Source organism: Corynebacterium sp. HMSC075D04 (assembly GCF_001815635.1).
In the GTDB taxonomy this organism is placed as follows: domain Bacteria; phylum Actinomycetota; class Actinomycetes; order Mycobacteriales; family Mycobacteriaceae; genus Corynebacterium; species Corynebacterium coyleae.
Map to the genome: position 1 here is coordinate 41566 of NZ_KV821355.1, position 21985 is coordinate 63550.

The window sequence follows — 21985 nt, forward strand, 5'->3', positions numbered from 1 at the left end:
GAGGGGGCACTTTCTTTGGCGAACAAAGATCGACTTGCTCAACCTTGGGCAGCAAGTACACAGGCGACGTACAGCGTTGTGTTGTTTAATCGTGGCAAGTGCATGATTGCCGCAAAAATTAAGGAGAACACAAACCATGGCTGACTCGCAGAACCTCAAGGTGCTGGTTGTTGATGACGAGCCGAACATCGTCGAACTGTTGACGGTGTCTCTGAAGTTCCAGGGTTTTGATGTGGAGACCGCCAACTCTGGTGCGGAAGCCCTCGAGCTGGCGCGCACCTCCCGCCCGGATGCGTACATCCTGGACGTGATGATGCCGGAGATGGACGGCTTTGAGCTGCTCAGCAAGCTACGAGCAGAAGGACTTGACAGTCCGGTGCTGTTCCTGACAGCAAAGGATGCCGTGGAGGACCGTATCCACGGCCTGACCATTGGCGCGGATGATTACGTGACCAAGCCGTTCTCGCTCGAAGAGGTGATCACGCGCCTGCGTGTGATCCTGCGGCGCGGCAACGTGGTGGACGATTCGAACCAGGATTCCACTCTGCGTTATGCGGACTTGACGCTTAACGACGACACCCACGAGGTCACCAAAGCCGGCGAGATCGTCGAGCTCTCCCCGACGGAGTTCAACCTGCTGCGCTACCTCATGCTCAACGCTGAGGTGGTCGTGTCCAAGGCGAAGATCCTGGACAACGTGTGGCACTACGACTTCGGCGGCGACGGCAACGTGGTCGAGTCCTACATTTCCTACCTGCGCCGCAAGGTAGACACGGGCGATGTGCCGCTGATCCACACGGTCCGTGGTGTCGGTTACGTGCTGCGCACCCCACGCCAGTAGGCCTTTCGCAACGTTATGGCGTATTCCTTATTTACGGGGCCGACAAAGAAGCCACTGAAGCGGCAACTTGTCACCACCGTGATGGTCATCTCCGTGATCGGTACGACACTGAGTTCCGTGCTGATCTACTTCCTCATGCGCAACCTGCTGCTGGACCGTGCAGACGACCAGCTGCGGGAAGGCTTGGATACGTGGGCACACCAGGGGCCGGTGTGGCAGTTCAACCCTTGGAACCTGCCGAGTGAGTTCACCCAATCCAGGCTGTACCCGGACCGGGGCGTGATGGTGTCGCGCCCGGGGGAGGTCAACTCGCCAGATTGGAGCCAGATCAAAACGACCGACTTCGGGCAGTTGGTCACGATCACTTCTGATCTCAGCGACCCAAATACGACGACTGTGAAGCGCTGGCGTGCCATTGCCACGGAGCAGTCCGACGGTTCCGTGCAGTATGTGGCGAAGTCGCTGGAGTCGGAGTACCGGATGTTGCGCTCCCTGGCACAGATTGAGGCGCTGGTTGGGGCTCTGGTGCTCGTCGGCATTGGCATTGCAAGTAACTACTTCGTGGCACGTGCGTTGGCTCCGTTAAAGATTGTGGAAAACACCGCTCTGGCGATCGCCGGAGGCGATACCGACAGGCGAGTGCCCGCTTGGCCGCGTGAGACAGAAGTGGGCAGTCTGTCGTTTGCCATGAACACCATGGTGAGCCGCTTGCAAGAATCGCTGGAAAATGCGAAAACGCAGGAAGAGCAGATGCGCCGCTTCGTTGGCGATGCTTCACACGAACTGCGTACACCGCTCACCAGCGTGCGCGGATACACCGAGCTGTACCGCAAGGGCATGGTGGATGACCCGCAAATGGTGCTGAGCAAGATCGATGAAGAGTCCGCGCGTATGCAGCTGCTCGTCGAGGACCTGCTGGCGCTAACCCGTGCGGAGGGTTCCCGCCTGGAGAAGCAGGAGGTGGATGTGCTCGAGCTTGCGCTTTCGGTGAAGGACTCGATGCACGCCGCCTACCCAGAGCGGGTGGTGGACGTGGTCAAGGACACCCCAGACGTCCCTGTCGTGGTGGGGGATCCCGGCCGGCTGCGCCAGGTAGTGGTCAACTTGGTCACTAACGCCTTTAAGCACGCGGGTCCGGATGCAGAGGTGACCATCACGATCCGGCACAACCTGGACCGTGTGGTCCTCGACATTGCGGATAATGGCTGCGGCATGGAACAGAAGGACGCCGAGCATATTTTCGAGCGCTTCTACCGCGCGGATGCGTCGCGCAACCGCAGCTCGGGCGGTGGCTCGGGTCTGGGGCTGGCGATTACCAAATCGCTGATCGAGGCCCACGGCGGCACCGTGGTTGTCGATACGGCGCCGGGCGAGGGCTCGACGTTTACTATTTCGCTTCCAGCTGCTTAATGCCTTCGCGGATGGTGTCGGCGGCGGCGTCCATCTTGGCGGCGTCGGTTTCGTCGGCACGCATTGCGCTGGCCAGCGAGTAGCCGGACATGTCGTTGGCGGGGAAGACGTGGATGTGGGCGTGGGGGACCTCGAATCCTGCGATGAGGTAGCCCGCGCGCTGCGCATCAAACTTATCGACGATCACCCGTCCGACCTTCTGCGCCACTTCATTCATGTGCGCCCACAGGTCCGCCGGGATGTCGGTCCACTTGTCAATCTCTTCGATGGGAACGACCAGCGTGTGGCCGTACGCGACCGGTTCGATGGTGAGGAAGGCTGCGACCTTGTCGTCCTGGTACACAATTCGGCCCGGGATGTCGCCTGCAATAATTTTGCTGAATACAGTGCTCATAGTCTCCGACGCTACCGGTAAGTTGGATCGCATGCGCATCCTTGTCATCGGTTCGGGCGGCCGGGAACACGCCCTTCTCCATGCAATGCACGGCAATGAGCTCACTGTCGCGCCGGGTAACGCGGGTATGTCCCGCCTGGCCACGGTGCGTCCGCTCGACGTGTCGTCCCCAGTAGATATTGTGTCGCTCGCCCGTGAGATCGACGCGGAACTCGTGGTCATCGGACCTGAGGTGCCGTTGGTTGCGGGTGCAGCCGACGCGCTGATCGACGCCGGTTTCCCCGTCTTCGGCCCAACCAAGGCGGCCGCGCAGCTTGAGGGCTCGAAGGCGTTTGCCAAGGAGGTCATGGCGGCGGCTGGTGTGAAGACGGCGACCGCGACCCGCGTGGAATCCGCGGACGCCATCGAGTCCGCGTTAGACGAGTACGGTCCGCGCTACGTGGTCAAGGACGACGGCCTTGCCGGCGGCAAAGGTGTTGTGGTCACCGAGGACCGCGCCGAAGCCAAGGCGCACGCAGAGGCTGTCATCGCAGCTGGCAATCCGGTGCTGTTCGAGTCCTTCCTTGAAGGCCCGGAGGTGTCGCTGTTCTGCCTCGTCGACGGCGAAACGGTCGTGCCGCTGCTGCCGGCGCAGGACCACAAGCGCGCCTACGACAACGACGAAGGCCCCAACACCGGCGGCATGGGTGCGTATGCCCCGCTGCCGTGGTTGCCGGAGAATGGGGTGCAGGTGCTTGTCGACGACATCGCCCGCCCCGTGGCCACCGAAATGGTCAACCGTGGCATTCCGTACCAGGGCCTGCTCTACATCGGTGCCGCGTGGGGCCCGGAAGGCCCGGCGGTGGTGGAGTTCAACGCCCGCTTCGGTGACCCGGAAACCCAGGCCGTGCTGTCGTTGTTGGAGACCCCGCTGGCGGAGGTGCTGCTGGCCGTCGCACAAGGTCGCTTGAGTGAGATCGAGCCGCTGCAGTGGCGCGACGGGTTCGCCGCCATGGTGGTGCTGGCTGCCGAGGGCTACCCGCAGTCCGCAAAGACGGGCGGCGTGATCACCGGCGACGCACTCGATGACCCGACGAAGGTCCTCCACGCAGGCACCAAGGAAGAGGACGGCAATTATGTGGCGTCTGGTGGCCGTGTGCTTGGTGTCGTCGGCAATGGCGCAACGCTCAAGGAGGCCGTGGACGACGCCTACCGCATCATTGAGGGCATCGAACTGCCCGGATCCTTCTACCGCAAAGACATCGCCCGCCCCGCCATCGAAGGCGCTATTTCCCTAGGATAAATGCCGTGAAACCGAATAATTCCAATGTTCTGAGCAACCGTTACGCCTCCCCGGAGATGGCCACCCTGTGGGCTCCGGAGCACAAGATCATCCTTGAGCGCCAACTGTGGATCGCAGTGCTCAAGGCCCAAAAGGAACTCGGTGTCGAGGTCGCCGAGGGCGCTATCGAGGACTACGAGAAGGTCATCGACAAGGTCGACCTGGACTCGATCGCGCAGCGCGAGAAGGTCACTCGCCACGACGTGAAGGCACGCATTGAGGAGTTCAATGCGCTGGCGGGCCACGAGGAGATCCACAAGGGGATGACCTCGCGCGACCTGACCGAAAATGTGGAGCAGCTCCAGGTGCGCAAGGCGCTGGAACTGACCCGCGACAAGGCAGTCGCGCTGCTCAAGGCGGTGGGCAACCGCGCTGGCGAGTACAAGTCCCTGGTCATGGCTGGACGCTCCCACAATGTTGCGGCGCAGGCCACCACGCTGGGCAAGCGTTTCGCCTCTGCTGCCGATGAGATCCTGGTGGCCATCGAACGCATTGAGGAACTGTTGGATCGGCTCCCACTTCGCGGCATCAAGGGCCCGATGGGTACCGCGCAGGACATGCTGGATCTCATGGGTGGCGACGAGGCCAAGCTGGCGCAGCTCGAGCAGGGCATCGCGGAAGGTCTCGGCTTCGACCGCGTCTTTGACTCTGTTGGCCAGGTCTACCCGCGCTCGCTCGACTTCGACGTGGTGTCCTCGCTGGTGCAGTTGGGTGCAGGCCCGTCGTCGCTGGCCACCACGATCCGCCTCATGGCCGGCAACGAGACGGTCACGGAGGGCTTCAAGGAAGGCCAGGTTGGTTCCTCGGCGATGCCGCACAAGATGAACGCACGCTCCTGTGAGCGCGTCGGAGGCTTCCAGGTCATCCTGCGTGGCTACCTCACCATGGTTGGCGACCTTGCTGGCCAGCAGTGGAACGAGGGCGACGTGTTCTGCTCCGTGGTGCGTCGCGTGGCGCTGCCGGATGCGTTCTTCGCCATTGACGGCCAGCTGGAAACCATGCTGACCGTGCTCGACGAGTTCGGCGCGTTCCCGGCCATGATCAACCGCGAGCTGGACCGCTACCTGCCGTTCCTTGCCACCACCCGCATCCTCATGGCGTCGGTGCGCGCCGGCGTCGGCCGTGAGACCGCACACGAGGTGATCAAGGAAAACGCCGTCGCTATGGCGCTGGACATGCGCGAGCGCGGCGCAGAGCAGAACCTTGTGGAGCGTTTGGCTAACGACGAGCGCCTTCCGTTGGACAAGGCAGCACTGGACAAGGCGCTCGAGGACCGCCACGCGTTCATCGGCGCTGCCGAGGCGCAGGTGGATCGTGTGCTTGCACGCGTGCAAGAGGTTGTGGATGCGCACCCGGAGGCTGCGAACTACACCCCGGGCGAGATCCTCTAGGGGGAAGTAAAGGTTACAGTGGCGTCGCGGGTGCTGACCTCGACGCCGGTGCCTACTACACCCCGGTCTGCGGTGCCGGACCAGGAGGCGACGAAGCCGTGCTGGGGCCCGGTGAGGTCCGGGGTGTAGCCGGTGAGGGCGCTTTCGCCGCAGTATTCGGGGTTGGCGGTGTTGGCGGTGAGGGTGTCGTCGATAGGCGTGAGCTTCGGCAGCGTGACGGTGACGTCCACGGGGAACTCACCCACCGCAACCGGGGTGAACGTGACGGGGAAACACACGAGCATGTTTGCCTGCTCGGCGCTGCGTGGGGCGCGCCGGGTTTTGGGGGCACCGACGGTGACGTCCCACTGCACGGGGACGTGGAAGCTCACATCCTCGGTGACCACGCGGGCGGTGTCGCCGAAGGACAATGTGGTGCCGTCGCGGGTTGGTTCAAACGCTGGCATGTTGCCAGCGAACTCCGAAGGGGTGCCGCACGCAGCCAAAACGAGGGGGAGTAGGACTGCAGTCGCGCGTTTGATCACGGGGAATATACTAACGCGCATGCGTCCAGAGCTTTCTGATTATGCCCATCTCGCCGGCGGCAAGGTCCGCGAAATTTACGAAGTCGATGACAACACGCTGCTGATGGTGGCATCCGACCGTATTTCGGCGTTCGATTTCTCGCTCGAGCCAGCCATCCCGGATAAGGGGCGTATCCTCACCGCAACGTCGATGTTCTTCTTCGACCTGCTTGGCGATGTCCCGAATCACCTCGCAGGGCCGATTGACGACGAGCGTATTCCCGAGAAGGTCCTCGGCCGCGCCATGGTGGTCAAGAAGCTCGACATGGTGCCGTTCGAATGCGTTGCCCGCGGTTACCTCACCGGCTCTGGCAAGAAGGAGTACGACGCCACCGGTCGCGTGTGTGGCGTGAAACTGCCGGAAGGCCTGACTGAGGCATCGAAGCTGCCTGAGCCGATTTTCACCCCGGCGACTAAGGCGGAGCAGGGCGACCACGACGAGAACGTCACCTTCGACTTCGTGGCCAACAAGGTTGGTTCTGGTCTGGCTGAGCGCCTGCGTGCGGCAACGCTGGATGTCTACACCCGTGCCGCCGAGTACGCGGAGACCAAGGGCATCATCCTGGCGGACACCAAGTTTGAGTTCGGTTTGGACGAAAACGGTGAGCTTGTGCTTGCCGACGAAGTCCTCACCCCGGATTCTTCCCGCTACTGGCCGGCGGACAGCTACGAAGAGGGTGTGGTCCAGCCGAGCTTTGACAAGCAGTACGTGCGCAACTGGCTGACAAGCTCGAAGTCCGGTTGGGACCCAGCCGATGGTGTGCAGCCGCCTGAGCTGCCGGGATCCGTGGTGGAAGCCACCCGCGACCGCTACATCGAGGCGTACGAGCGCCTGAGTGGCCGACGCTTCTCTGAATGGCCGGGGGAGCACGCGTAGGCTTTCTGGGCATGAATGCTCCGAAAGCTGCGAAGCACCCGATTACACGATCGTTCCACGGCCGCGACTTTGTCGACGACTACGAGTGGCTGCGGGACAAAGAAAGCCCCGAGGTAATCAGTTACCTCGAGGCTGAAAACGCCTACACGGAGTCGAAGACCGCCGCGTGGTCCGGGCTTGTCGACGACATCTACGCCGAGATCAAGTCCCGCATCAAGGAAACGGACATGTCCGTGCCGCAGCGCCAGGGCGACTGGTGGTACTACGGCCGCACCATTGAGGGCAAAAACTACGGCATTTCCTGCCGTGTGCCGACGCGTGACGAGCCGTGGACACCGCCCGAGGTCAACGACCACATGGCGGACGAGCAGGTCCTGCTGGACATCAACGAACTGGCAGAAGGCCACGATTTCTTCTCGCTGGGTGCCTCGTCGGTGGCCACGACCGGTCGTCTGTTGGCCTACTCCTACGACACTGAAGGCGACGAGCGCTTCACGCTGCGCATCAAGAACCTTGAGACGGGCGAGCTTCTCGACGACCGCCTCGACAACATCTTCTACGGCGCCACCTGGGCCGGCGAAGAGTACCTGTTCTACGTGCGTGTGGACGACGCTTGGCGCCCCCACCAGGTCTGGCGCCACAAGGTGGGCACCCCGGCCGAAGACGACGTGCTGATCTACGAAGAGACGGACGAGAAATTCGGCGTCGGTGTGGGGGCGGACCGCGCCGAGCGGTTCCTCATGATTGTGACGTCCTCTTCGCTGACCTCGGAGTACCGGGTGCTGGATTTGCACAACCCGACCGGTGAGTTCGAGGTGCTGTGGCCGCGCGAGTCCGGCATTGAGTACCACCCGGACTACTGCGTGGTGGACGGTCAAGAGCAGTGGGTGATCACCCACAACGCCCACGGGCCGAACTTCTGTGTGGCCACCACGCCGGTCGGTGAGTTGCCGGCCCTGCGCGATTTGGACGTGCTGGTGGAGCACTCAGATTCGATGCGTATCGAGGGCATCGATACGTACCGCGACTTCATGTTCATGGGGTATCGCCGGGGAGGGATTCCGCGGTTGGCGGTGTCGTCGCTAAGCAATGGCTTCGGCGAGTTCACCGAGCTTGAGTTCTCTGAGGAGCTCTACACCGCGAGCCTCGGCGGCAACCCGGAGTGGGACGCGCCGGTGGTGCGCATCGTGTACTCCTCGTACACGCAGCCGTCGCAGGTCGTTGATTATGAGGTGGCGACCGGTGAGATGACGCTGCTGAAGGAACAGGAAGTCGAAGGCGGATACAACGCCGACGACTACGAGGCCTTCCGCGTGTGGGCCACCGCGAAGGATGGCGCGAAGGTGCCGGTATCCGTGGTGCGTCGCAAGGGTGTCACAGGCCCTGCGCCGCTTTTGCTGTACGGCTACGGCTCGTATGAGGCGTCGATGGACCCGGGCTTCTCTGTAGCGAGGCTGTCGCTGCTGGATCGCGGCATGATCTGGGCGTGCGCCCACGTGCGCGGCGGCGGTGAGATGGGCCGCGGCTGGTACGACAACGGCAAGATGCTGCACAAGGTGAACACGTTCACCGACTTCATCGCGTGTGCCGACGCCGTAGCGGCCGAGGGGCTGACCACGCACGAGCAGATGGTCGCCGAAGGCGGTTCCGCGGGTGGCCTGCTCATGGGTGCGGTGGCGAACATGGCCCCGGAGAAGTTCGCCGCCATCCAGGCGATCGTGCCGTTCGTGGACCCGCTGACCTCCATCCTGAAACCCGAACTGCCGCTGACCGTCGGCGAGTGGGAGGAATGGGGCGACCCGTACCACGACGTCACCGTCTACGACTACATGGCTACATACGCCCCGTACGAGAACGTCAAGGCGCAGAACTACCCGGACATTCTGGCGATTACCAGCCTGAACGACACCCGTGTGCTCTACGTGGAGCCCGCGAAGTGGGTGGCAAAACTGCGCGAGGTAGCCACCGGTGGCGAGATCCTGCTCAAGACCGAAATGTCCGCAGGCCACGGCGGCGTATCGGGCCGGTACGCCAAGTGGAAGCAGACCGCGTTTGAGTACGCATGGACGTTGGTGAAGTCGGGCGCAGTCGACGAACCTGTGCGATAATCCCGGCTATGCCCGGCAGCTTGCTTGTCTCTATCTCGTCCATCTTCGACGCCACGTTGGACGACGTGACAAGCATGGTGCGCGACCTGGATAAGGAAAGCGTGCCGGTGTCGCTGCTGGTGGCACCGCATATCGACGCCACCTGGCACCTGGCCAAAGACACCACCACCAGAGGATGGCTTGCAGAGCAGCGCGATGCCCGTGCGCTGCTGCTCAACGGGTTCGACCAGCCGGTGCAGGGCAGGCGCAGCGAGTTTGCCACCCTTGGCGCCCACGAGGCACGACTGCGCTTGAAAGGGGCGACCCGCCAGATGGCCGCGCTGGGGTTTGATCTGGACATGTTCGCCCCGCCGCGCTGGCGCATGTCCGAGGGCACGCTCGAGGTGATGGGGGAGTTCGGGTTTGTTGTTGCGGCGTCGACGAAGGGGATCTACCGGCTGGCCCGCGGCGAGTTTGCTCAGGCCCGCAACCTGTCGGTGGGTGAGGGCTACGGTGCGGCGAAATGGTGGCGCCGAAACGTGATCAAGGCTGCCGGACGCGGTGCGGAGAAGGGCAACACGATCCGCCTGTCCGTGTCCGGGCGTGAGTTGGGACAGAAGAAGGTACGCCGGGACTTTCTTGCCGCGGCGGCAACAGCCATCGAGGCGGGCGCGACCCCTGCGGATTACCGCGCCTTCAGGTAAGCGATCGCCCGGCATACGAGGTAGATGCCGAAGGAGATAAACGCCACGAACACGCTCACCGGCACGCCCGGGGCGAGCGAAAGCACCATGCCGCCGATCGCGGAAACCTCGGCGAACAGGATTGACAGCCATACCGCTCGTACCGGGTTGGCGGTGACTTGGGCGGCGGCCGCGCCGGGTGTGATCAGCATCGACATGACCAGCAGTGCGCCGACGATCTGTACCGACTGTGCGGAGGCAATGCCGACCAGCACCGCGAACACCAGCGCCATCGTGCGTACCGGGACACCGCACGCGGCTGCCATCACCGGATCCGCGGAGGCGAACAGTAGCGGGCGCCACAACACGACAACCGCGACGGCGACCAGCACCGTGGTTCCCGCCAGCAGCATCACGTTCTGGGCGGACACACCCACGATCTGGCCGGTCAGAAGTGCCAGCGCACGGTTGGAGTTGCCGGGGTAGAGGTGGATAAACAGCACGGATAGGGCCATGCCGAAACTCATCGCCACGCCAACGGCGGAATCTTGCTGGCCTTTCAACCCCAGCGCAGCGAGTACCAGCGCCGCCACGATCGCACCCGCGACCGCGCCGAATCCGACGTTGAGGCCGAACAACAGCGCGGCGGACGCGCCCATGAGCGCTAGCTCAGAGGTGGCGTGGACCGAAAACGACATCTGGCGCAGCACGATCAGTGGCGCCATCACGCCTGACAGGATGCCCAGAAACGCACACGCGATGAGCGTGGTCTGGACGAAGTCCTGGCCAAGCAGGTACGAGGTATCGGCGATAAACGTGCTCACAGGACCACCATCCGTCCGTCTACTTCCACAACGTCTACTCGTGTGCCGTAGAGCTCGCTAAGCACCTCCGAGCGCATCACCTCGGCCACGGGCCCGATGACGTGGCCCTCAGGTCCGATGTAGAGCACTCGGTCCACCACGTCGAGCACCGGGTTGATGGAGTGCGTCACGCACACCACAGCAGCGGGGTGCTCTGCCAGTCGCGTGACGGTGTCGCGTGCGCGGGCGGGGTCGAGGGAGAGCAGGGGTTCGTCGGCAAGCACAAGCTCCGGATCCTGCGCGAAGGCTTGTGCTTGGCGGATGAGCTGTTGCTGCCCACCGGAGAGGATGCCGACGCGGCGGTCGGCAAACGATTGCGCGCCGACGGAGGCAAGTTGCGCCTCGACGTCTTCTGGTTTTGTACGTTTCCCCATTGCAAGTTTGACCAGGTCACGCCCGCGAACGGGGAGGTCTTTGGGGAACATGTGTTGCTGCGGGATAAACCCGATGCGGCCGTGCACTTCCGCCGAGCCGTGCGTGAGGCGGCGGGTTCCCATGAACGTGCCTAACAGGGTGGATTTGCCCACCCCATTGGGGCCGAGCACCGCGATGAATTCGCCGCGTTCAATGGTCAGGTCGAGGCCCGACCACAACGGGTCGACGGCGGCGCCGCGTAGCTCAGCAATCAAATGTGTATGTCCTGACTAATGGTGGTGGAAGCTCGGCTCGGCGTTGTTGGCGATCTCCACGATTTGGTCCACGATCCTCTCAAAGTAGTCGAGGAAGTTCTCGCCTGCCGGGGAAGTTTCCCGAATCTCAACAATGGGGACATTTTTCATCTGCGCGACAGCGGCCAACCGTTCGGTGGCGCTGTTGGTGCTCTGTGGGTTGACGAAAAGCATGTCAATGTCGCCCTGTTTGATCTGGTTCAAAAACGCCGACACTGCAGCCGCAGACGGCTCCTGGTGGTTCAGGCTGGCCTTGACGTACTCCTCCGGGGTGATGTCGTGCAGTTCAGTGCCCCATACAAGCCCGGCGGCGATCGGCTCGGTCATGCCGATGTGCACGTGCGGCACGGAAGCGAGCTTCTCCTCGATTGCAGCAATTCGCGTATCGACGACCCCAGCATCCCCACCGGTACGCTGCGCCACCGCATCGGCTACCTCGCGGACCTTTGACGGTGCGAACCAGGCGTGCTCCAACTCGTCGAGGGACTCCGGCAGGTGATCGCTGTGGGCGTGCTCGTGCTCTGCGTGGTCGAGCAGCGGGATGGCGTGCACGATGCGGTCCTGCTCCGCGACGGTGTACAAGGCCGCGTCGTAGGCGCCACCATTAGCGACGACCGTCGCCGCCTCCTTGATACGAGACAGGTCCTTGGCGGACGGCTCGAAGTGGTGCGGGTCTACAGCGTCGCCGGTGATGATCGCATCCACGTCCTCCCCGGTCACGGCGGCGGCAACATCTGCCCACACCCCGGTGGTGGCGATGATGCCGGAACCTTCGGCCGCGTCTTCGGACTCCGTAGAGCATGCGGTCAGCGCGGTGCCTGCAAGAGTGAGTGCAGCCAGCGTGGCAAGGGTCTTGGCCTGAAAACGATTGTGCATACGCGGTATTCAATCACTATTGGAAACTGTTTTCAATCTGTTTCGGACGAAGAACCAGTGCTGCGAGCAGTGCCATCAACAACACCGCGCCCACAATCCACCCGGCGCGGAGGTACGACAACGACTGTGAGCTGGTGGCGTCGAAACCCACCTTCACCGGATTGTGATCGGAGGACCGGAATGGGGTCCCGGGCTCGTCGATGAGCGGTTCGTCGCTGTTGATCGCCCACACCAGGGAATCTTTCACGAGGTCCATCGCGGCATCGTTGGCCAGCACATGGTCGAGCGAGCCCACCTTGTTGTCGTACTGATACGACGGGCGTTCCTGCGGGATCGTGGCGTAGCCGGCGTCGTTGAGCACGGCGATCGCGTCTTCTTGGGAGTAGGCGTTGAAGTCGCCAATGAGGAACGTGGGCAGGCCGTGCCAGTCGTCTTGCATGTCGAGGTGTTCCAGCAGCGTCCGCGACATGTCTGCGCGGAGTCGGGCGTTGTTGCCTTGGCCGTCGGCGGTGACGTCGTCATTACGCGAGACTGTGCCCTTGGACTTGAAATGATTCACCACCGCAACAATGTGGTCACCGCCGGCGACAGGCGCGAACTCCTGGGCGAGCGGCTGGCGGGCGATGCCGGTGAACGTGGAGTCATCGAAAATGCGCGACTGCCCAACCGGGCGCACCTTCGCCGGCTGGTAGATAAACGCCACGCGGATCGCATCTTCGCGAGTGCCAAGCTCGCTTGGCGACGACACCACCGCCCACCGATCCTCCCCCGCCGCAGCATTGAGCGCATCGACCAAGTGCTGCAGTGACTCGTCGCGCCGGGCGGTATCGCCTGTGGTGCGGGCGGTGTTCTCCACCTCCGACAGGCCGAGGATCGCGGTGTCGAGCCGGTTGATCGCCGCGACCAGCTTCGCTTCTTGCAGCGCGAGGGCCTGCGCATCGTGCGCGCCGCGGAACAGGTGGCAGTTCGTGCAGCCGTGCTCCGGGTCGATGTCGGGGAAGTGGGTGAAGTAATTCATCACGTTGAAAAACCCGATGGACAAATCCCCGCGTACCTTCGCTGGCGCATCGAGGATGCCTGCGCGGGAGTCCTCCCAGGTGATCGGCAGATCTTCGGGGCGGGTTTGACCGGTGATTGGGCGCAGCGGCTGGAACGTCCAATCCCCGTTGTTGTAGCCCACCACCACATCTTGTTGGAAGGCCACGGTGTCGAATGTGCGGATGGACCTCGTGGGGGAAATGTACGGCAGTGGCACGTTGGGCTCGTCTGTGTAGTTGCGGGTGCGTCCGTCGTCGAGGTTGACGAACTCCGCCGCCTGCTGCGCGCTCATCCGCGCTACCTGGTGGGCGTCGGGGCGGATCTTTTCCGTGGGCCAAAAATGCGGCTCGGCGCCCGGTGCCAGACCCACGGTGCCGTACTGGCTGAGGTTGTCATTGCCGGTCACGGTGTAGGCGCCGGGCCTGACCAGCATGCCCTCGTAAGGCTCGCGGGCGGCGTCGCCGGCCGGGAGGGCATCGAGGGGGATGGGTGTTGGGGCGGGCAGGGCGTCGCTGAGACGCGAGATGCTGCTCGCTGAAATCTGGGTCTGGCCGTAGAACTCCTTCGCCGTACCTTCCACTCGCACCGAATCGCCGTGGGTGGGATAGTGGCCCTGCTTGCCCACGAACACGAAAATGCCGTCCGAGGCATCCCCGGGCTGTTTCGGCTGGCCGGATCCGCCCGACTGCATGAAGAAGCCGCGCTTGCCTCCCTCGTCGTAGACCGCCGTGACTACGCCGGTGGTGATCACGGTCGCTGACTCATATGGAGTGGTCGCACCGGTGCCTTGGATCTCCGCGATGGTCAACACCCGCGGATCTGCTTGCGCGATCCCAGAATTGCGCGGAGTGGGGGCACCCGCGCGGAAATCGGCGGCGTTGTTGTCGGTATCCGCGCCATCGGTGACGCGCTGGATGGACAGTTGGTTCGTCGTCTTCTCGGCGGGTGTGCCCTCCGCGAGATCGGGTGGCGTATCACCCCAAGCCACGCGGTCTACCTCGCCGTCCGCGTTGCGCAGCACCGCAACCGCACTCGTGGCAGAAAAGTTAAACGCGGCCTCACGGTCCGGCGCCGGCAGATCGGCTCCCGTCTCGCCGGAAACCCCGCTGATCAGGTAATACCCACCCGCCGGCACCACCCCGAACAACTCAACCACCGTGCCGGAGTTGCCCTTGGCGGAAAACTGCTCCAGCTCCCAGCCGTCGATTGAAACGTCCTGACCGGTGGGGTTGAACAGTTCCACAAAGTCCGCGTTCAGTGGCGCCTGCGCATTGCTGCCGCCACCGTAGACCTCGTTGATCACCACCGCCTCAGCATGTGGCACAAGCGCGATGCTTAACGACGACACCAGCACCAACCACAGCAGACGAGCCCGAAACATTCCCTTAACGTAGCCGGTCATCCGATATTGCTGGACGCGTCTGTCCGTCCGATATACTCGCTGCCGTACCGCAAAGGTCGATCAACCTCCCGAAATGTGAAGGATTCTCATGGCACGAGTCGTCGTCAATGTCATGCCCAAGGCCGAAATTCTTGACCCCCAGGGTCAGGCGGTGCTGCGCGCACTGGGCCGCATCGGTGTCGAGGGGGTGAGCGACGTCCGCCAAGGCAAGCGATTCGAGATCGAGGTGGACGACTCCGTCACCGACGCCGAGCTGCAGCGCATGGCGGAAACCCTGCTGACTAACACTGTGATTGAAGACTTCGAGGTTGTGCGATGAGCGCAACTATCGGAGTCATTACTTTTCCCGGCACCCTCGACGACGTTGACGCGCTGCGCGCCGTCCGCCTCGCCGGTGCCGAGCCGAAGCAACTCTGGCACGCTGACAACGACCTGACCGGCGTTGACGCCGTTGTCGTCCCGGGCGGCTTCTCCTACGGCGACTACCTGCGCTCCGGCGCGATCGCCGCGCAGGCCCCGATGATGGGCGCTGTTGTGGAGGCCGCGAAGAAGGGCATGCCGGTCCTTGGCATCTGCAACGGCTTCCAGATCCTCACCGAAGCCGGACTGCTGCCTGGCGCGCTGACCCGCAACCAGGGCCTGAACTTCCACTGCGTGGACACCTACCTTGAAGTAGCCAACAACGACACCGCATGGACCAGCCAGTTGGGCGAGCGCATCTACGTGCCTGCCAAGCACGGCGAAGGCCGCTTCCAGGCGTCCCCGGAAACCATCGAGGCGCTGGAGAAGGAAGGCCGCGTGGTCTTCCGCTACACCGACAACTTCAACGGCTCCATCAACGCAATCGCCGGCGTGACTAACGAAACCGGCCGCGTTGTGGGGCTCATGCCGCACCCGGAGCATGCGATTGAGACGCTCACCGGGCCGTCCACCGACGGGTTGGGCCTGTTCACTTCCGCCATCGACGCGATTTCGAAGATCGGAGCGTAAAAGACCATGACTGTGCACAATGACACTGTTGAAAACGCCGTCGAAACCCCTGACCTTGAGCAGCCGTACGCGGAACTCGGGTTGCAGGATGACGAATACGCGAAGATCAAGGCAATCCTCGGCCGCCGCCCGACGGACGCGGAGCTCACGCTCTACTCCGTGATGTGGTCGGAGCACTGCTCCTACAAGTCCTCCAAGACCCACCTGCGTTACTTCGGTCAGACCATGACCGAGGAGATGGAAAAGAAGATCCTCGCCGGTATCGGTGAGAACGCTGGCGTGGTAGACATCGGAGACGGCGACGCCGTGACTTTCCGTGTGGAAAGCCACAACCACCCCTCCTTCGTCGAGCCGTACCAGGGTGCTGCCACCGGCATCGGCGGCATCGTCCGCGACATCATGGCCATGGGTGCCCGCCCGATTGCCGTGATGGACCAGCTCCGCTTCGGCCCGATCGACGCCGAGGACACCAAGCGCGTTTTGCCGGGCGTGGTTCACGGCATCGGTGGCTACGGCAACTGCCTGGGTCTTCCGAACATCGGCGGCGAGACCGTCTTCGACGAAGCATACGCCGGTAACCCGCTGGTCAACGCCCTGTGTGTGGGCACCCTGAAGGTGGAGGACCTCCACCTCGCGTTCGCATCCGGTACCGGCAACAAGGTCATCCTGTTCGGCTCCCGCACCGGCCTCGACGGCATCGGCGGCGTGTCCGTGCTGGGCTCCGCCACCTTCGAGGAAGGCGAAGAGCGCAAGCTCCCAGCAGTCCAGGTGGGCGACCCGTTCGCGGAGAAGGTGCTCATCGAGTGCTGCCTCGAGCTCTACGCAGCTGGCGTGGTCGAGGGCATTCAGGACCTCGGCGGCGGTGGCCTGTCGTGTGCCACCTCCGAGCTGGCTGCATCCGGCGACGGCGGCATGACCGTCAACCTGGACAACGTGCCGCTGCGCGCTGAGAACATGTGCGCAGCAGAGATCCTCGCCTCCGAATCCCAGGAGCGCATGTGCGCCGTGGTGGCTCCGGAGGACGTGGATAAGTTCATGGAAATCTGCGCCAAGTGGGACGTGCTGGCCTCCGTCATCGGTGAGGTCACCTCCGACAAGGACCGCCTGCAGGTATTCCACAACGGTGAACTCGTGGTGGACGCGCCGCCGTCAACGATTGACGAGGGCCCGGTCTACGAACGCCCGTACGCACGTCCGGCGTGGCTGGATGAGGTGCAGGGCGGTGGTGTCGTCGATAAGCAGGCAACCATCAAGGACACCTGGCTGAAGATGGTCGCCTCCCCGGCGCTGTGCTCGCGCGACTTCATCACCGAACAGTACGACCGCTACGTGCGCGGCAACACCGTGCAGGCCAAGTACGCCAACTCCGGTGTGCTGCGTATCAACGAGGAGACCAACCGCGGCGTTGCTATCTCCGCCGACGCATCGGGCCGCTACACCTACCTGGACCCGAACATGGGCGCACGCCTGGCACTGGCAGAGGCCTACCGCAACGTCGCCGTCACCGGCGCCACCCCGTTCGCAGTAACCAACTGCCTGAACTTCGGCTCCCCGGAAAACCCGGACGTGATGTGGCAGTTCCGCGAAGCAGTCCACGGCCTGGCAGACGGCTCCGCCGAACTGGAAATCCCGGTCTCCGGCGGCAACGTCTCCTTCTACAACCAGACCGGCGAGACCCCGATCCTGCCGACCCCGGTTGTTGGTGTGCTCGGTGTCATCGAGGACGTTGCCCAGGCAATCCCGCACGCCCTGCCCGCAGATGAGGAGGACTACACCCTGGTCCTGCTCGGCGAAACCAAGGACGAGTTCGGCGGTTCCGTGTGGCAGGACATCTCCGGCGCTGGCCTGTCGGGCCTTCCGCCGCAGGTGGACCTTGCTAACGAGGAACGCCTTGCGCAGTTCCTCGGTGGTAACGCAGCCGGTGTAGCAGCAGCACACGACCTGTCCGAGGGCGGCCTGTCCCAGGCTGTGTTCGAGATGCTGCTCGGCTCCAAGAAGGGCGCTGAGTTGAACCTCGAGGGTGTGTACGAGGACGCGTTTACCGCGCTGTTCTCCGAGTCCGCATCCCGCGTGCTCGTAGCAGTCTCTCGTGACCGCGCAGAAGCAGCGGTCGAGCGTGCTACCGCAGCCGGCATCCCGGTCGCAGTGCTTGGCGACACGGCTCAGGACGGTGTCCTGCGCGTCGCCGGCGAAGAAATCTCCGTGCAGGAGCTTGCCGATGCATGGGCTGCGACCATGCCGTCGCACTTCGCAGCCGCAACCGCGCCGAACGCGGCCGTCTAGTCCGTCCGCTGCATAGCCGGTGCCTGTTCCACAATGGGCACCGGCTCATATTGTGCGCGCAGGTCTTTCAGCGTCTGCGTGTGATCCCAGAGGCGCTTGTCCTCATCCGTAACCGGCGTGAACTTACGTGCCGGCAGCGGGGTGCCGTCGATATCCATGCCGATGTAGGTAAACGTCGCGTGGATCGCATCCTTCAAGTTGTCGCGGCCACCACGCGGGTCGCCTGCGCGCAGGTGCACTGAGGTGTGAATGGAACGCGCATCCGTACGGGTGATGCGCGCATCCACCTCAATCAGGTCGCCGATGTGCACCGGGTGGTAGAAGCGAATACCACCCGCGTAGACGGCGACGGTGCGCTCCCCGGACCATTCCATGGTGCAGGCCGTGCCGGCCTCATCGATCCATTCCATGGCGGTGCCACCGTGGACGTTGCCGCCCCAGTTCACATCGGTTGGTTTCGCCATGAAGCGGTGCACGATGCGCTGTGCCGTGGAGTCGTCGGTGTATGTCTGCGACTCCATCTCCGCCTCAATGGCCTTGCGCAGGTCGATGCGCGACTTTGCTGCTTCGGCCACGCGGCGCTCCTCGGCGTTGGTCGGAACGAATGTCGGCACAGGCATGGACTTGCCAGTGTCCGGATCCTTTGCCACGAAAATGACCAGGCAGTCGCAGGCGCGGGTGAACACGCCCTCGCGCGGGTCGGCGGAAAGCACCTCGTTGACAATGTGCATCGAGGAACGGCCCGTCATGGCGATGCGCGAGCGCACCTCCACAATGTGGCCCGAAGGGATCGGGCGGGTGAAGTGAATGTGGCCCACATACGCGGTCACACAGTAGGTGGCGGACCACTGGGCGGCGCAGGCGTAGGCGGCCTTATCGATCCACTCCAGCACGCGACCACCGGAGACACCCTGCGCACCGTAGTGGAGCACATCGGTGGGGGAGGCCATAAACCGCAGGGTGACGCGAGGGGAGCGTTCGGTAGCAACTACATGGGAATTGGGCATGCCGACACCTTAATATGGGTCCACATGGTGCAAAAGCAGGACCCGATACTGACACGCCAGGCCGTCGATGCGGTCAAAGCATGGATCGAGGGGGACGAGGAGTCGTCGAGAAGCGAGATTGCAAATGCTTGTCGACGAACCGCGCGCACCCTCGCCGAAGAACTCCCCGGCCACTCCGTGGAACTGCGCGTGCCCCCATTTGTGGCGGTGCAATGCGTCGAAGGCCCACGCCACACTCGTGGCACGCCGCCAAACGTGGTGGAGATGGATCCCCGCACCTGGATGCGACTGGCCACCGGTTTAACCACCTTCGAGGAAGAACTCGCGCAAGGCAACGTGGATGCTTCCGGATCGCGCGCAGGCGAGATCGCGGCGGGTCTTCCAGTAATTGCCCTCCGCTGACATTCCTCGGATACAGTGTTTGTCGTGCATACGAAGAGCCCCACGGGGAAGACCAACTTCGAGAACAACGACGAACCACGCGACGAATGTGGCGTGTTCGGTGTCTGGGCACCGGGCGAGGACGTGTCCAAGCTGACCTATTTCGGCTTGTTCGCGCTGCAGCACCGCGGCCAGGAAGGCGCCGGCATTGCCGTAGGCGACAAGGACAACGTCGTGGTGTTTAAAGACACCGGCCTGGTCAGCCAGGTCTTTGACGAACCTGTCCTGGAGGCGTTGCAGGGCGATGTGGCGATCGGCCACACCCGCTACTCCACAGCTGGCGGGAACTCCTGGGAAAACGTCCAGCCGATGTTCCGCACCTCGCCCAATGGCACCGACATTGCGTTGGCGCACAACGGCAACCTGGTGAACTTCAAGGAACTCGAAGAAGAAGCGATCGAGCGCAAGCTCATCCCGGCGTCGGGCGTGGATGGACAGGGCTCGTCCTCAGACACCGCTGTGGTGTCTGCGTTGCTGGCGGATCTGGTCACTGAGGACAAGACGCTTCTCGACGCCGCACGGGAACTCCTCCCACGCGTCGAAGGCGCATTCTGCTTCATGGTCACCGACGGCCAGACCCTCTACGCCGCGCGCGACCCGCACGGCGTGCGCCCGCTGTCGCTGGGCCGCCTCGACGGCGGTTGGGTGATCGCCTCCGAGACGTGTGCGTTGGACATCGTCGGCGCCTCGTTCGTGCGCGATATCGAGCCGGGCGAGCTTGTGGCGATTGATAACGCGGGCGTCCACTCCGAACGCTTCGCCGAGACCCCGAAGGCGCACTGCGTGTTCGAGTACGTCTACGTCGCCCGCCCCGACTCCATCATCGACGGCCAGACCGTCAACCTATCGCGCATCGAGATCGGCCGCCGTCTCGCCCGCGTCACCCCGGTGGACGGCGACCTGGTGATGCCGGTGCCCGAATCCGGCACCCCCGCCGCCATCGGCTACGCGGAAGAGTCCGGCATCCCGTTCAAGCAGGGCCTGATGAAGAACGCCTATGTCGGCCGCACCTTCATTCAGCCGTCGGACACCCTGCGTCAGCTGGGCCTGCGCCTGAAGCTGAACCCGGTGCGCGAGGTCATCGAGGGCAAAAAGCTCATCGTTGTCGACGACTCCATCGTGCGCGGCAACACCCAGCGCAAACTCATCCGCATGCTGCGCGAAGCCGGCGCCGCCGAGGTGCACGTGCGTATCGCGTCGCCGCCGGTGAAGTGGCCGTGCTTCTACGGCATCGATTTCGCAAGCCCCGGCGAACTCATCGCCAACCACGGCCGTACTGATTCCGATGAGGCGATCGCGGAGTCGATCCGCACCATGATCGGGGCGGACTCGCTCGCGTTCGTGCCTATCGACGACATGATCGCCTCCACGAACCAACACGAAGACAACCTTTGTGCCGCCTGCTTTACAGGCAAATACCCCCTGGGGCTGCCCGACGGTAACCCCAACGCCGACCTTGTCCGACGCATCCAGAAAGGTGCTGAAGCCTAATGACCACTGAGCAGACCCCAGTTTCCTACGAGGCCGCCGGCGTATCCATCGAGGCCGGCGATAAGGCCGTCGAACTGTTCGCCCCGCACGCCAAGCGCGCCACCCGTCCTGAGGTTCGTGGCAGCCTCGGCGGCTTTGCCGGCCTGTTCGCGCTGGGCAAGTACAAGGAGCCACTGCTGGCAGCAGGCTCTGACGGCGTGGGCACCAAGCTGGCCATTGCGCAGGCGATGGACAAGCACGACACCATCGGTATCGACCTCGTCGCAATGTGCGTAGACGATCTTGTCGTCTGTGGTGCCGAGCCGCTGTTCCTGCAGGACTACATCGCTATTGGCAAGGTCGTGCCGGAGAAGGTCGCCGAAATCGTCGGCGGCATCGCCGAGGGATGCGTCCAGGCTGGCTGTGCTCTGCTCGGCGGCGAGACCGCTGAACACCCCGGCGTGATGGAGCCGGACGACTACGACGTTTCCGCCACCGCCGTCGGTGTCGTTGAGGCCTCGGAACTGCTTGGTCCTGAAAAGGTCCGCGAGGGCGACATCATCATCGGTATGGCATCGTCTGGCCTGCACTCCAACGGCTACTCCCTGGCCCGCCACGTGCTTCTCGAGCGCGCCGGCCTGCCCCTGGACGCCGAGATGGAAGAGCTGGGCCGCACGCTCGGCGAGGAACTTCTCGAGCCAACCCGCATCTACGCACTCGACTGCCTAGAACTGGCCGCCGAGTGCGAGGTTCGCACGTTCTGCCACGTCACCGGCGGTGGCCTGGCAGGCAACATGGAACGCATCATTCCTGAGGGCCTTGTCGCAGAGATGCACCGCAACACCTGGACCCCAGGTCCGATCTTCCGCACCATCAAGTCCGTCGGCCAGGTCCCGGACGAGGAGATGGAGAAGACCTTCAACATGGGCGTCGGCATGACTGCCGTCGTTGCCGAGGAAGACCGCGATCGCGCCCTGGCCATCCTGGCCGCCCGTCACGTGGATGCGTGGGTGCTCGGCGAGGTCCGCGCCGCCAGCGAAGGCGACGAGAAGCGCGCCGTGCTGACAGGCTCCCACCCGCAGTACTAAAGCGCGATCGCTAGGCCTGTTTTCGGGCTGATACGAGGATTCGTTCTCGTATCAGCCCGTTTCTGCTTTTAGGGCGCGGTGTCTTTTGCTGGTCGTCTAGCTGGTCTCGTGATGTTGCTAGACGGTCTCGTTTCGACGGCTCCAAACCCCCAGGTGGTGTTGAGGGTCATTGTCACTATGGAGCTGATCGTCTGGTTGGCGTTTCGGGGAGCTAGACGATGGTCGTTGTGGCGGCGCAGACGGACGTGAAACACCCTGTTTTCGTGTCTTGAGGCCTGTTATGGCGTGCCTG

General features: G+C 63.5%; 20 protein-coding genes. 13 read left to right on the plus strand and 7 right to left on the minus strand.

The window, feature by feature from the left end:
• Positions 1 to 136 precede the first annotated feature (136 nt).
• Together HMPREF3048_RS08225 and HMPREF3048_RS08230 are read left to right on the plus strand one after the other, a co-directional pair.
• Positions 137 to 841, plus strand: a complete 705-nt coding sequence (locus tag HMPREF3048_RS08225) for a response regulator transcription factor (protein WP_070422508.1) — start codon at positions 137 to 139, stop codon at positions 839 to 841.
• Positions 842 to 856: 15 nt separating this feature from the next.
• Positions 857 to 2251 carry a sensor histidine kinase gene (locus HMPREF3048_RS08230; protein WP_070422509.1) on the plus strand — a complete coding sequence of 465 codons (1395 nt, stop codon included), beginning with the start codon at positions 857 to 859 and terminating at the stop codon, positions 2249 to 2251.
• Here the strand turns inward: HMPREF3048_RS08230 and HMPREF3048_RS08235 are convergent.
• Positions 2229 to 2645: an HIT family protein gene (locus tag HMPREF3048_RS08235; protein WP_070422510.1), complete on the minus strand. Its 417-nt coding sequence runs from the start codon at positions 2643 to 2645 to the stop codon at positions 2229 to 2231. The two genes, HMPREF3048_RS08230 and HMPREF3048_RS08235, sit on opposite strands and share 23 nt — an antisense overlap.
• Positions 2646 to 2676: 31 nt before the next feature.
• On the opposite strand from HMPREF3048_RS08235, the gene purD reads away from it, so the two are divergent.
• Positions 2677 to 3927, plus strand: a complete 1251-nt coding sequence (purD, locus tag HMPREF3048_RS08240) for a phosphoribosylamine--glycine ligase (protein ID WP_070771830.1) — start codon at positions 2677 to 2679, stop codon at positions 3925 to 3927.
• A gap of 5 nt (positions 3928 to 3932) precedes the next feature.
• A complete protein-coding gene (purB, locus tag HMPREF3048_RS08245; RefSeq protein ID WP_224213538.1) occupies positions 3933 to 5357 on the plus strand; it encodes an adenylosuccinate lyase in 1425 nt (474 codons plus the stop codon).
• Here the strand turns inward: purB and HMPREF3048_RS08250 are convergent.
• Entirely contained in the window at positions 5354 to 5881 is a 528-nt protein-coding gene (locus HMPREF3048_RS08250; protein WP_070771831.1) for a hypothetical protein, read from the minus strand. The two genes, purB and HMPREF3048_RS08250, sit on opposite strands and share 4 nt — an antisense overlap.
• 19 nt (positions 5882 to 5900) lie before the next feature.
• On the opposite strand from HMPREF3048_RS08250, the gene HMPREF3048_RS08255 reads away from it, so the two are divergent.
• Genes HMPREF3048_RS08255 through HMPREF3048_RS08265 form a run of 3 tightly spaced genes read left to right on the plus strand, consistent with a single transcriptional unit; the run spans position 5901 to position 9588 of the window.
• Positions 5901 to 6797, plus strand: coding sequence for a phosphoribosylaminoimidazolesuccinocarboxamide synthase (locus HMPREF3048_RS08255; RefSeq protein ID WP_070771832.1), 897 nt, complete (start codon positions 5901 to 5903; stop codon positions 6795 to 6797).
• A gap of 11 nt (positions 6798 to 6808) precedes the next feature.
• Positions 6809 to 8905 carry a S9 family peptidase gene (locus HMPREF3048_RS08260; RefSeq protein WP_070771833.1) on the plus strand — a complete coding sequence of 699 codons (2097 nt, stop codon included), beginning with the start codon at positions 6809 to 6811 and terminating at the stop codon, positions 8903 to 8905.
• A gap of 8 nt (positions 8906 to 8913) precedes the next feature.
• Positions 8914 to 9588, plus strand: coding sequence for a DUF2334 domain-containing protein (locus HMPREF3048_RS08265; protein ID WP_070771834.1), 675 nt, complete (start codon positions 8914 to 8916; stop codon positions 9586 to 9588).
• Here HMPREF3048_RS08265 and HMPREF3048_RS08270 read toward each other — a convergent pair.
• From HMPREF3048_RS08270 to HMPREF3048_RS08285, 4 genes are read right to left on the minus strand one after another with little or no spacing between them, the layout of a single operon-like run.
• The gene (locus HMPREF3048_RS08270) at positions 9570 to 10391 is read right to left on the minus strand and encodes a metal ABC transporter permease (RefSeq protein WP_070771835.1); all 822 of its coding nucleotides are present in this window, start codon (positions 10389 to 10391) and stop codon (positions 9570 to 9572) included. The genes HMPREF3048_RS08265 and HMPREF3048_RS08270 overlap by 19 nt on opposite strands.
• A complete protein-coding gene (locus HMPREF3048_RS08275; protein ID WP_070771836.1) occupies positions 10388 to 11059 on the minus strand; it encodes a metal ABC transporter ATP-binding protein in 672 nt (223 codons plus the stop codon). Before HMPREF3048_RS08275 ends, HMPREF3048_RS08270 begins: the two co-directional genes overlap by 4 nt.
• Positions 11060 to 11074: 15 nt before the next feature.
• Entirely contained in the window at positions 11075 to 11974 is a 900-nt protein-coding gene (locus tag HMPREF3048_RS08280; RefSeq protein ID WP_083316835.1) for a metal ABC transporter solute-binding protein, Zn/Mn family, read from the minus strand.
• Between the two features lie 16 nt (positions 11975 to 11990).
• Positions 11991 to 14393, minus strand: coding sequence for an ExeM/NucH family extracellular endonuclease (locus HMPREF3048_RS08285; RefSeq protein WP_083316838.1), 2403 nt, complete (start codon positions 14391 to 14393; stop codon positions 11991 to 11993).
• Positions 14394 to 14502: 109 nt separating this feature from the next.
• Between HMPREF3048_RS08285 and purS the strand changes: the two genes are divergently transcribed.
• Genes purS through purL form a run of 3 tightly spaced genes read left to right on the plus strand, consistent with a single transcriptional unit; the run spans position 14503 to position 17687 of the window.
• The gene (gene purS, locus HMPREF3048_RS08290; RefSeq protein ID WP_070422519.1) at positions 14503 to 14733 is read left to right on the plus strand and encodes a phosphoribosylformylglycinamidine synthase subunit PurS; all 231 of its coding nucleotides are present in this window, start codon (positions 14503 to 14505) and stop codon (positions 14731 to 14733) included.
• On the plus strand, positions 14730 to 15404 hold the full coding sequence (purQ, locus tag HMPREF3048_RS08295; protein ID WP_070422520.1) for a phosphoribosylformylglycinamidine synthase subunit PurQ: 675 nt from the start codon (positions 14730 to 14732) through the stop codon (positions 15402 to 15404). Before purS ends, purQ begins: the two co-directional genes overlap by 4 nt.
• Positions 15405 to 15410: 6 nt before the next feature.
• Entirely contained in the window at positions 15411 to 17687 is a 2277-nt protein-coding gene (gene purL, locus HMPREF3048_RS08300) for a phosphoribosylformylglycinamidine synthase subunit PurL (protein WP_070771838.1), read from the plus strand.
• On the opposite strand, the gene HMPREF3048_RS08305 is transcribed toward purL, so the two are convergent.
• A complete protein-coding gene (locus HMPREF3048_RS08305; RefSeq protein ID WP_070614438.1) occupies positions 17684 to 18694 on the minus strand; it encodes an acyl-CoA thioesterase in 1011 nt (336 codons plus the stop codon). The genes purL and HMPREF3048_RS08305 overlap by 4 nt on opposite strands.
• 24 nt (positions 18695 to 18718) lie before the next feature.
• Between HMPREF3048_RS08305 and HMPREF3048_RS08310 the strand changes: the two genes are divergently transcribed.
• From HMPREF3048_RS08310 to purM, 3 genes are read left to right on the plus strand one after another with little or no spacing between them, the layout of a single operon-like run.
• Complete coding sequence (locus HMPREF3048_RS08310) at positions 18719 to 19096, plus strand: sterol carrier family protein (protein WP_070422523.1); 378 nt, start codon at positions 18719 to 18721, stop codon at positions 19094 to 19096.
• Between the two features lie 15 nt (positions 19097 to 19111).
• Entirely contained in the window at positions 19112 to 20626 is a 1515-nt protein-coding gene (purF, locus tag HMPREF3048_RS08315; protein ID WP_070422524.1) for an amidophosphoribosyltransferase, read from the plus strand.
• Entirely contained in the window at positions 20626 to 21693 is a 1068-nt protein-coding gene (gene purM, locus HMPREF3048_RS08320; RefSeq protein WP_070771839.1) for a phosphoribosylformylglycinamidine cyclo-ligase, read from the plus strand. The genes purF and purM overlap by 1 nt, the downstream gene beginning before the upstream one ends.
• The last annotated feature ends 292 nt before the right edge of the window (positions 21694 to 21985 follow it).

What these genes read in the sequence shown, in the direction of transcription:
- HMPREF3048_RS08265 (WP_070771834.1), top strand. Translation starts at nt 8,914, where the DNA reads ATGCCCGGCAGCTTGCTTGTCTCTATCTCGTCCATCTTCGACGCCACG.
- HMPREF3048_RS08305 (WP_070614438.1), bottom strand. Translation starts at nt 18,694, where the DNA reads ATGCCCAATTCCCATGTAGTTGCTACCGAACGCTCCCCTCGCGTCACC.
- HMPREF3048_RS08310 (WP_070422523.1), top strand. Translation starts at nt 18,719, where the DNA reads ATGGTGCAAAAGCAGGACCCGATACTGACACGCCAGGCCGTCGATGCG.
- HMPREF3048_RS08280 (WP_083316835.1), bottom strand. Translation starts at nt 11,974, where the DNA reads ATGCACAATCGTTTTCAGGCCAAGACCCTTGCCACGCTGGCTGCACTC.
- HMPREF3048_RS08225 (WP_070422508.1), top strand. Translation starts at nt 137, where the DNA reads ATGGCTGACTCGCAGAACCTCAAGGTGCTGGTTGTTGATGACGAGCCG.
- HMPREF3048_RS08255 (WP_070771832.1), top strand. Translation starts at nt 5,901, where the DNA reads ATGCGTCCAGAGCTTTCTGATTATGCCCATCTCGCCGGCGGCAAGGTC.
- HMPREF3048_RS08230 (WP_070422509.1), top strand. Translation starts at nt 857, where the DNA reads ATGGCGTATTCCTTATTTACGGGGCCGACAAAGAAGCCACTGAAGCGG.
- HMPREF3048_RS08260 (WP_070771833.1), top strand. Translation starts at nt 6,809, where the DNA reads ATGAATGCTCCGAAAGCTGCGAAGCACCCGATTACACGATCGTTCCAC.
- HMPREF3048_RS08235 (WP_070422510.1), bottom strand. Translation starts at nt 2,645, where the DNA reads ATGAGCACTGTATTCAGCAAAATTATTGCAGGCGACATCCCGGGCCGA.
- purD (WP_070771830.1), top strand. Translation starts at nt 2,677, where the DNA reads ATGCGCATCCTTGTCATCGGTTCGGGCGGCCGGGAACACGCCCTTCTC.
- purQ (WP_070422520.1), top strand. Translation starts at nt 14,730, where the DNA reads ATGAGCGCAACTATCGGAGTCATTACTTTTCCCGGCACCCTCGACGAC.
- HMPREF3048_RS08285 (WP_083316838.1), bottom strand. Translation starts at nt 14,393, where the DNA reads ATGTTTCGGGCTCGTCTGCTGTGGTTGGTGCTGGTGTCGTCGTTAAGC.
- purS (WP_070422519.1), top strand. Translation starts at nt 14,503, where the DNA reads ATGGCACGAGTCGTCGTCAATGTCATGCCCAAGGCCGAAATTCTTGAC.
- purM (WP_070771839.1), top strand. Translation starts at nt 20,626, where the DNA reads ATGACCACTGAGCAGACCCCAGTTTCCTACGAGGCCGCCGGCGTATCC.
- purL (WP_070771838.1), top strand. Translation starts at nt 15,411, where the DNA reads ATGACTGTGCACAATGACACTGTTGAAAACGCCGTCGAAACCCCTGAC.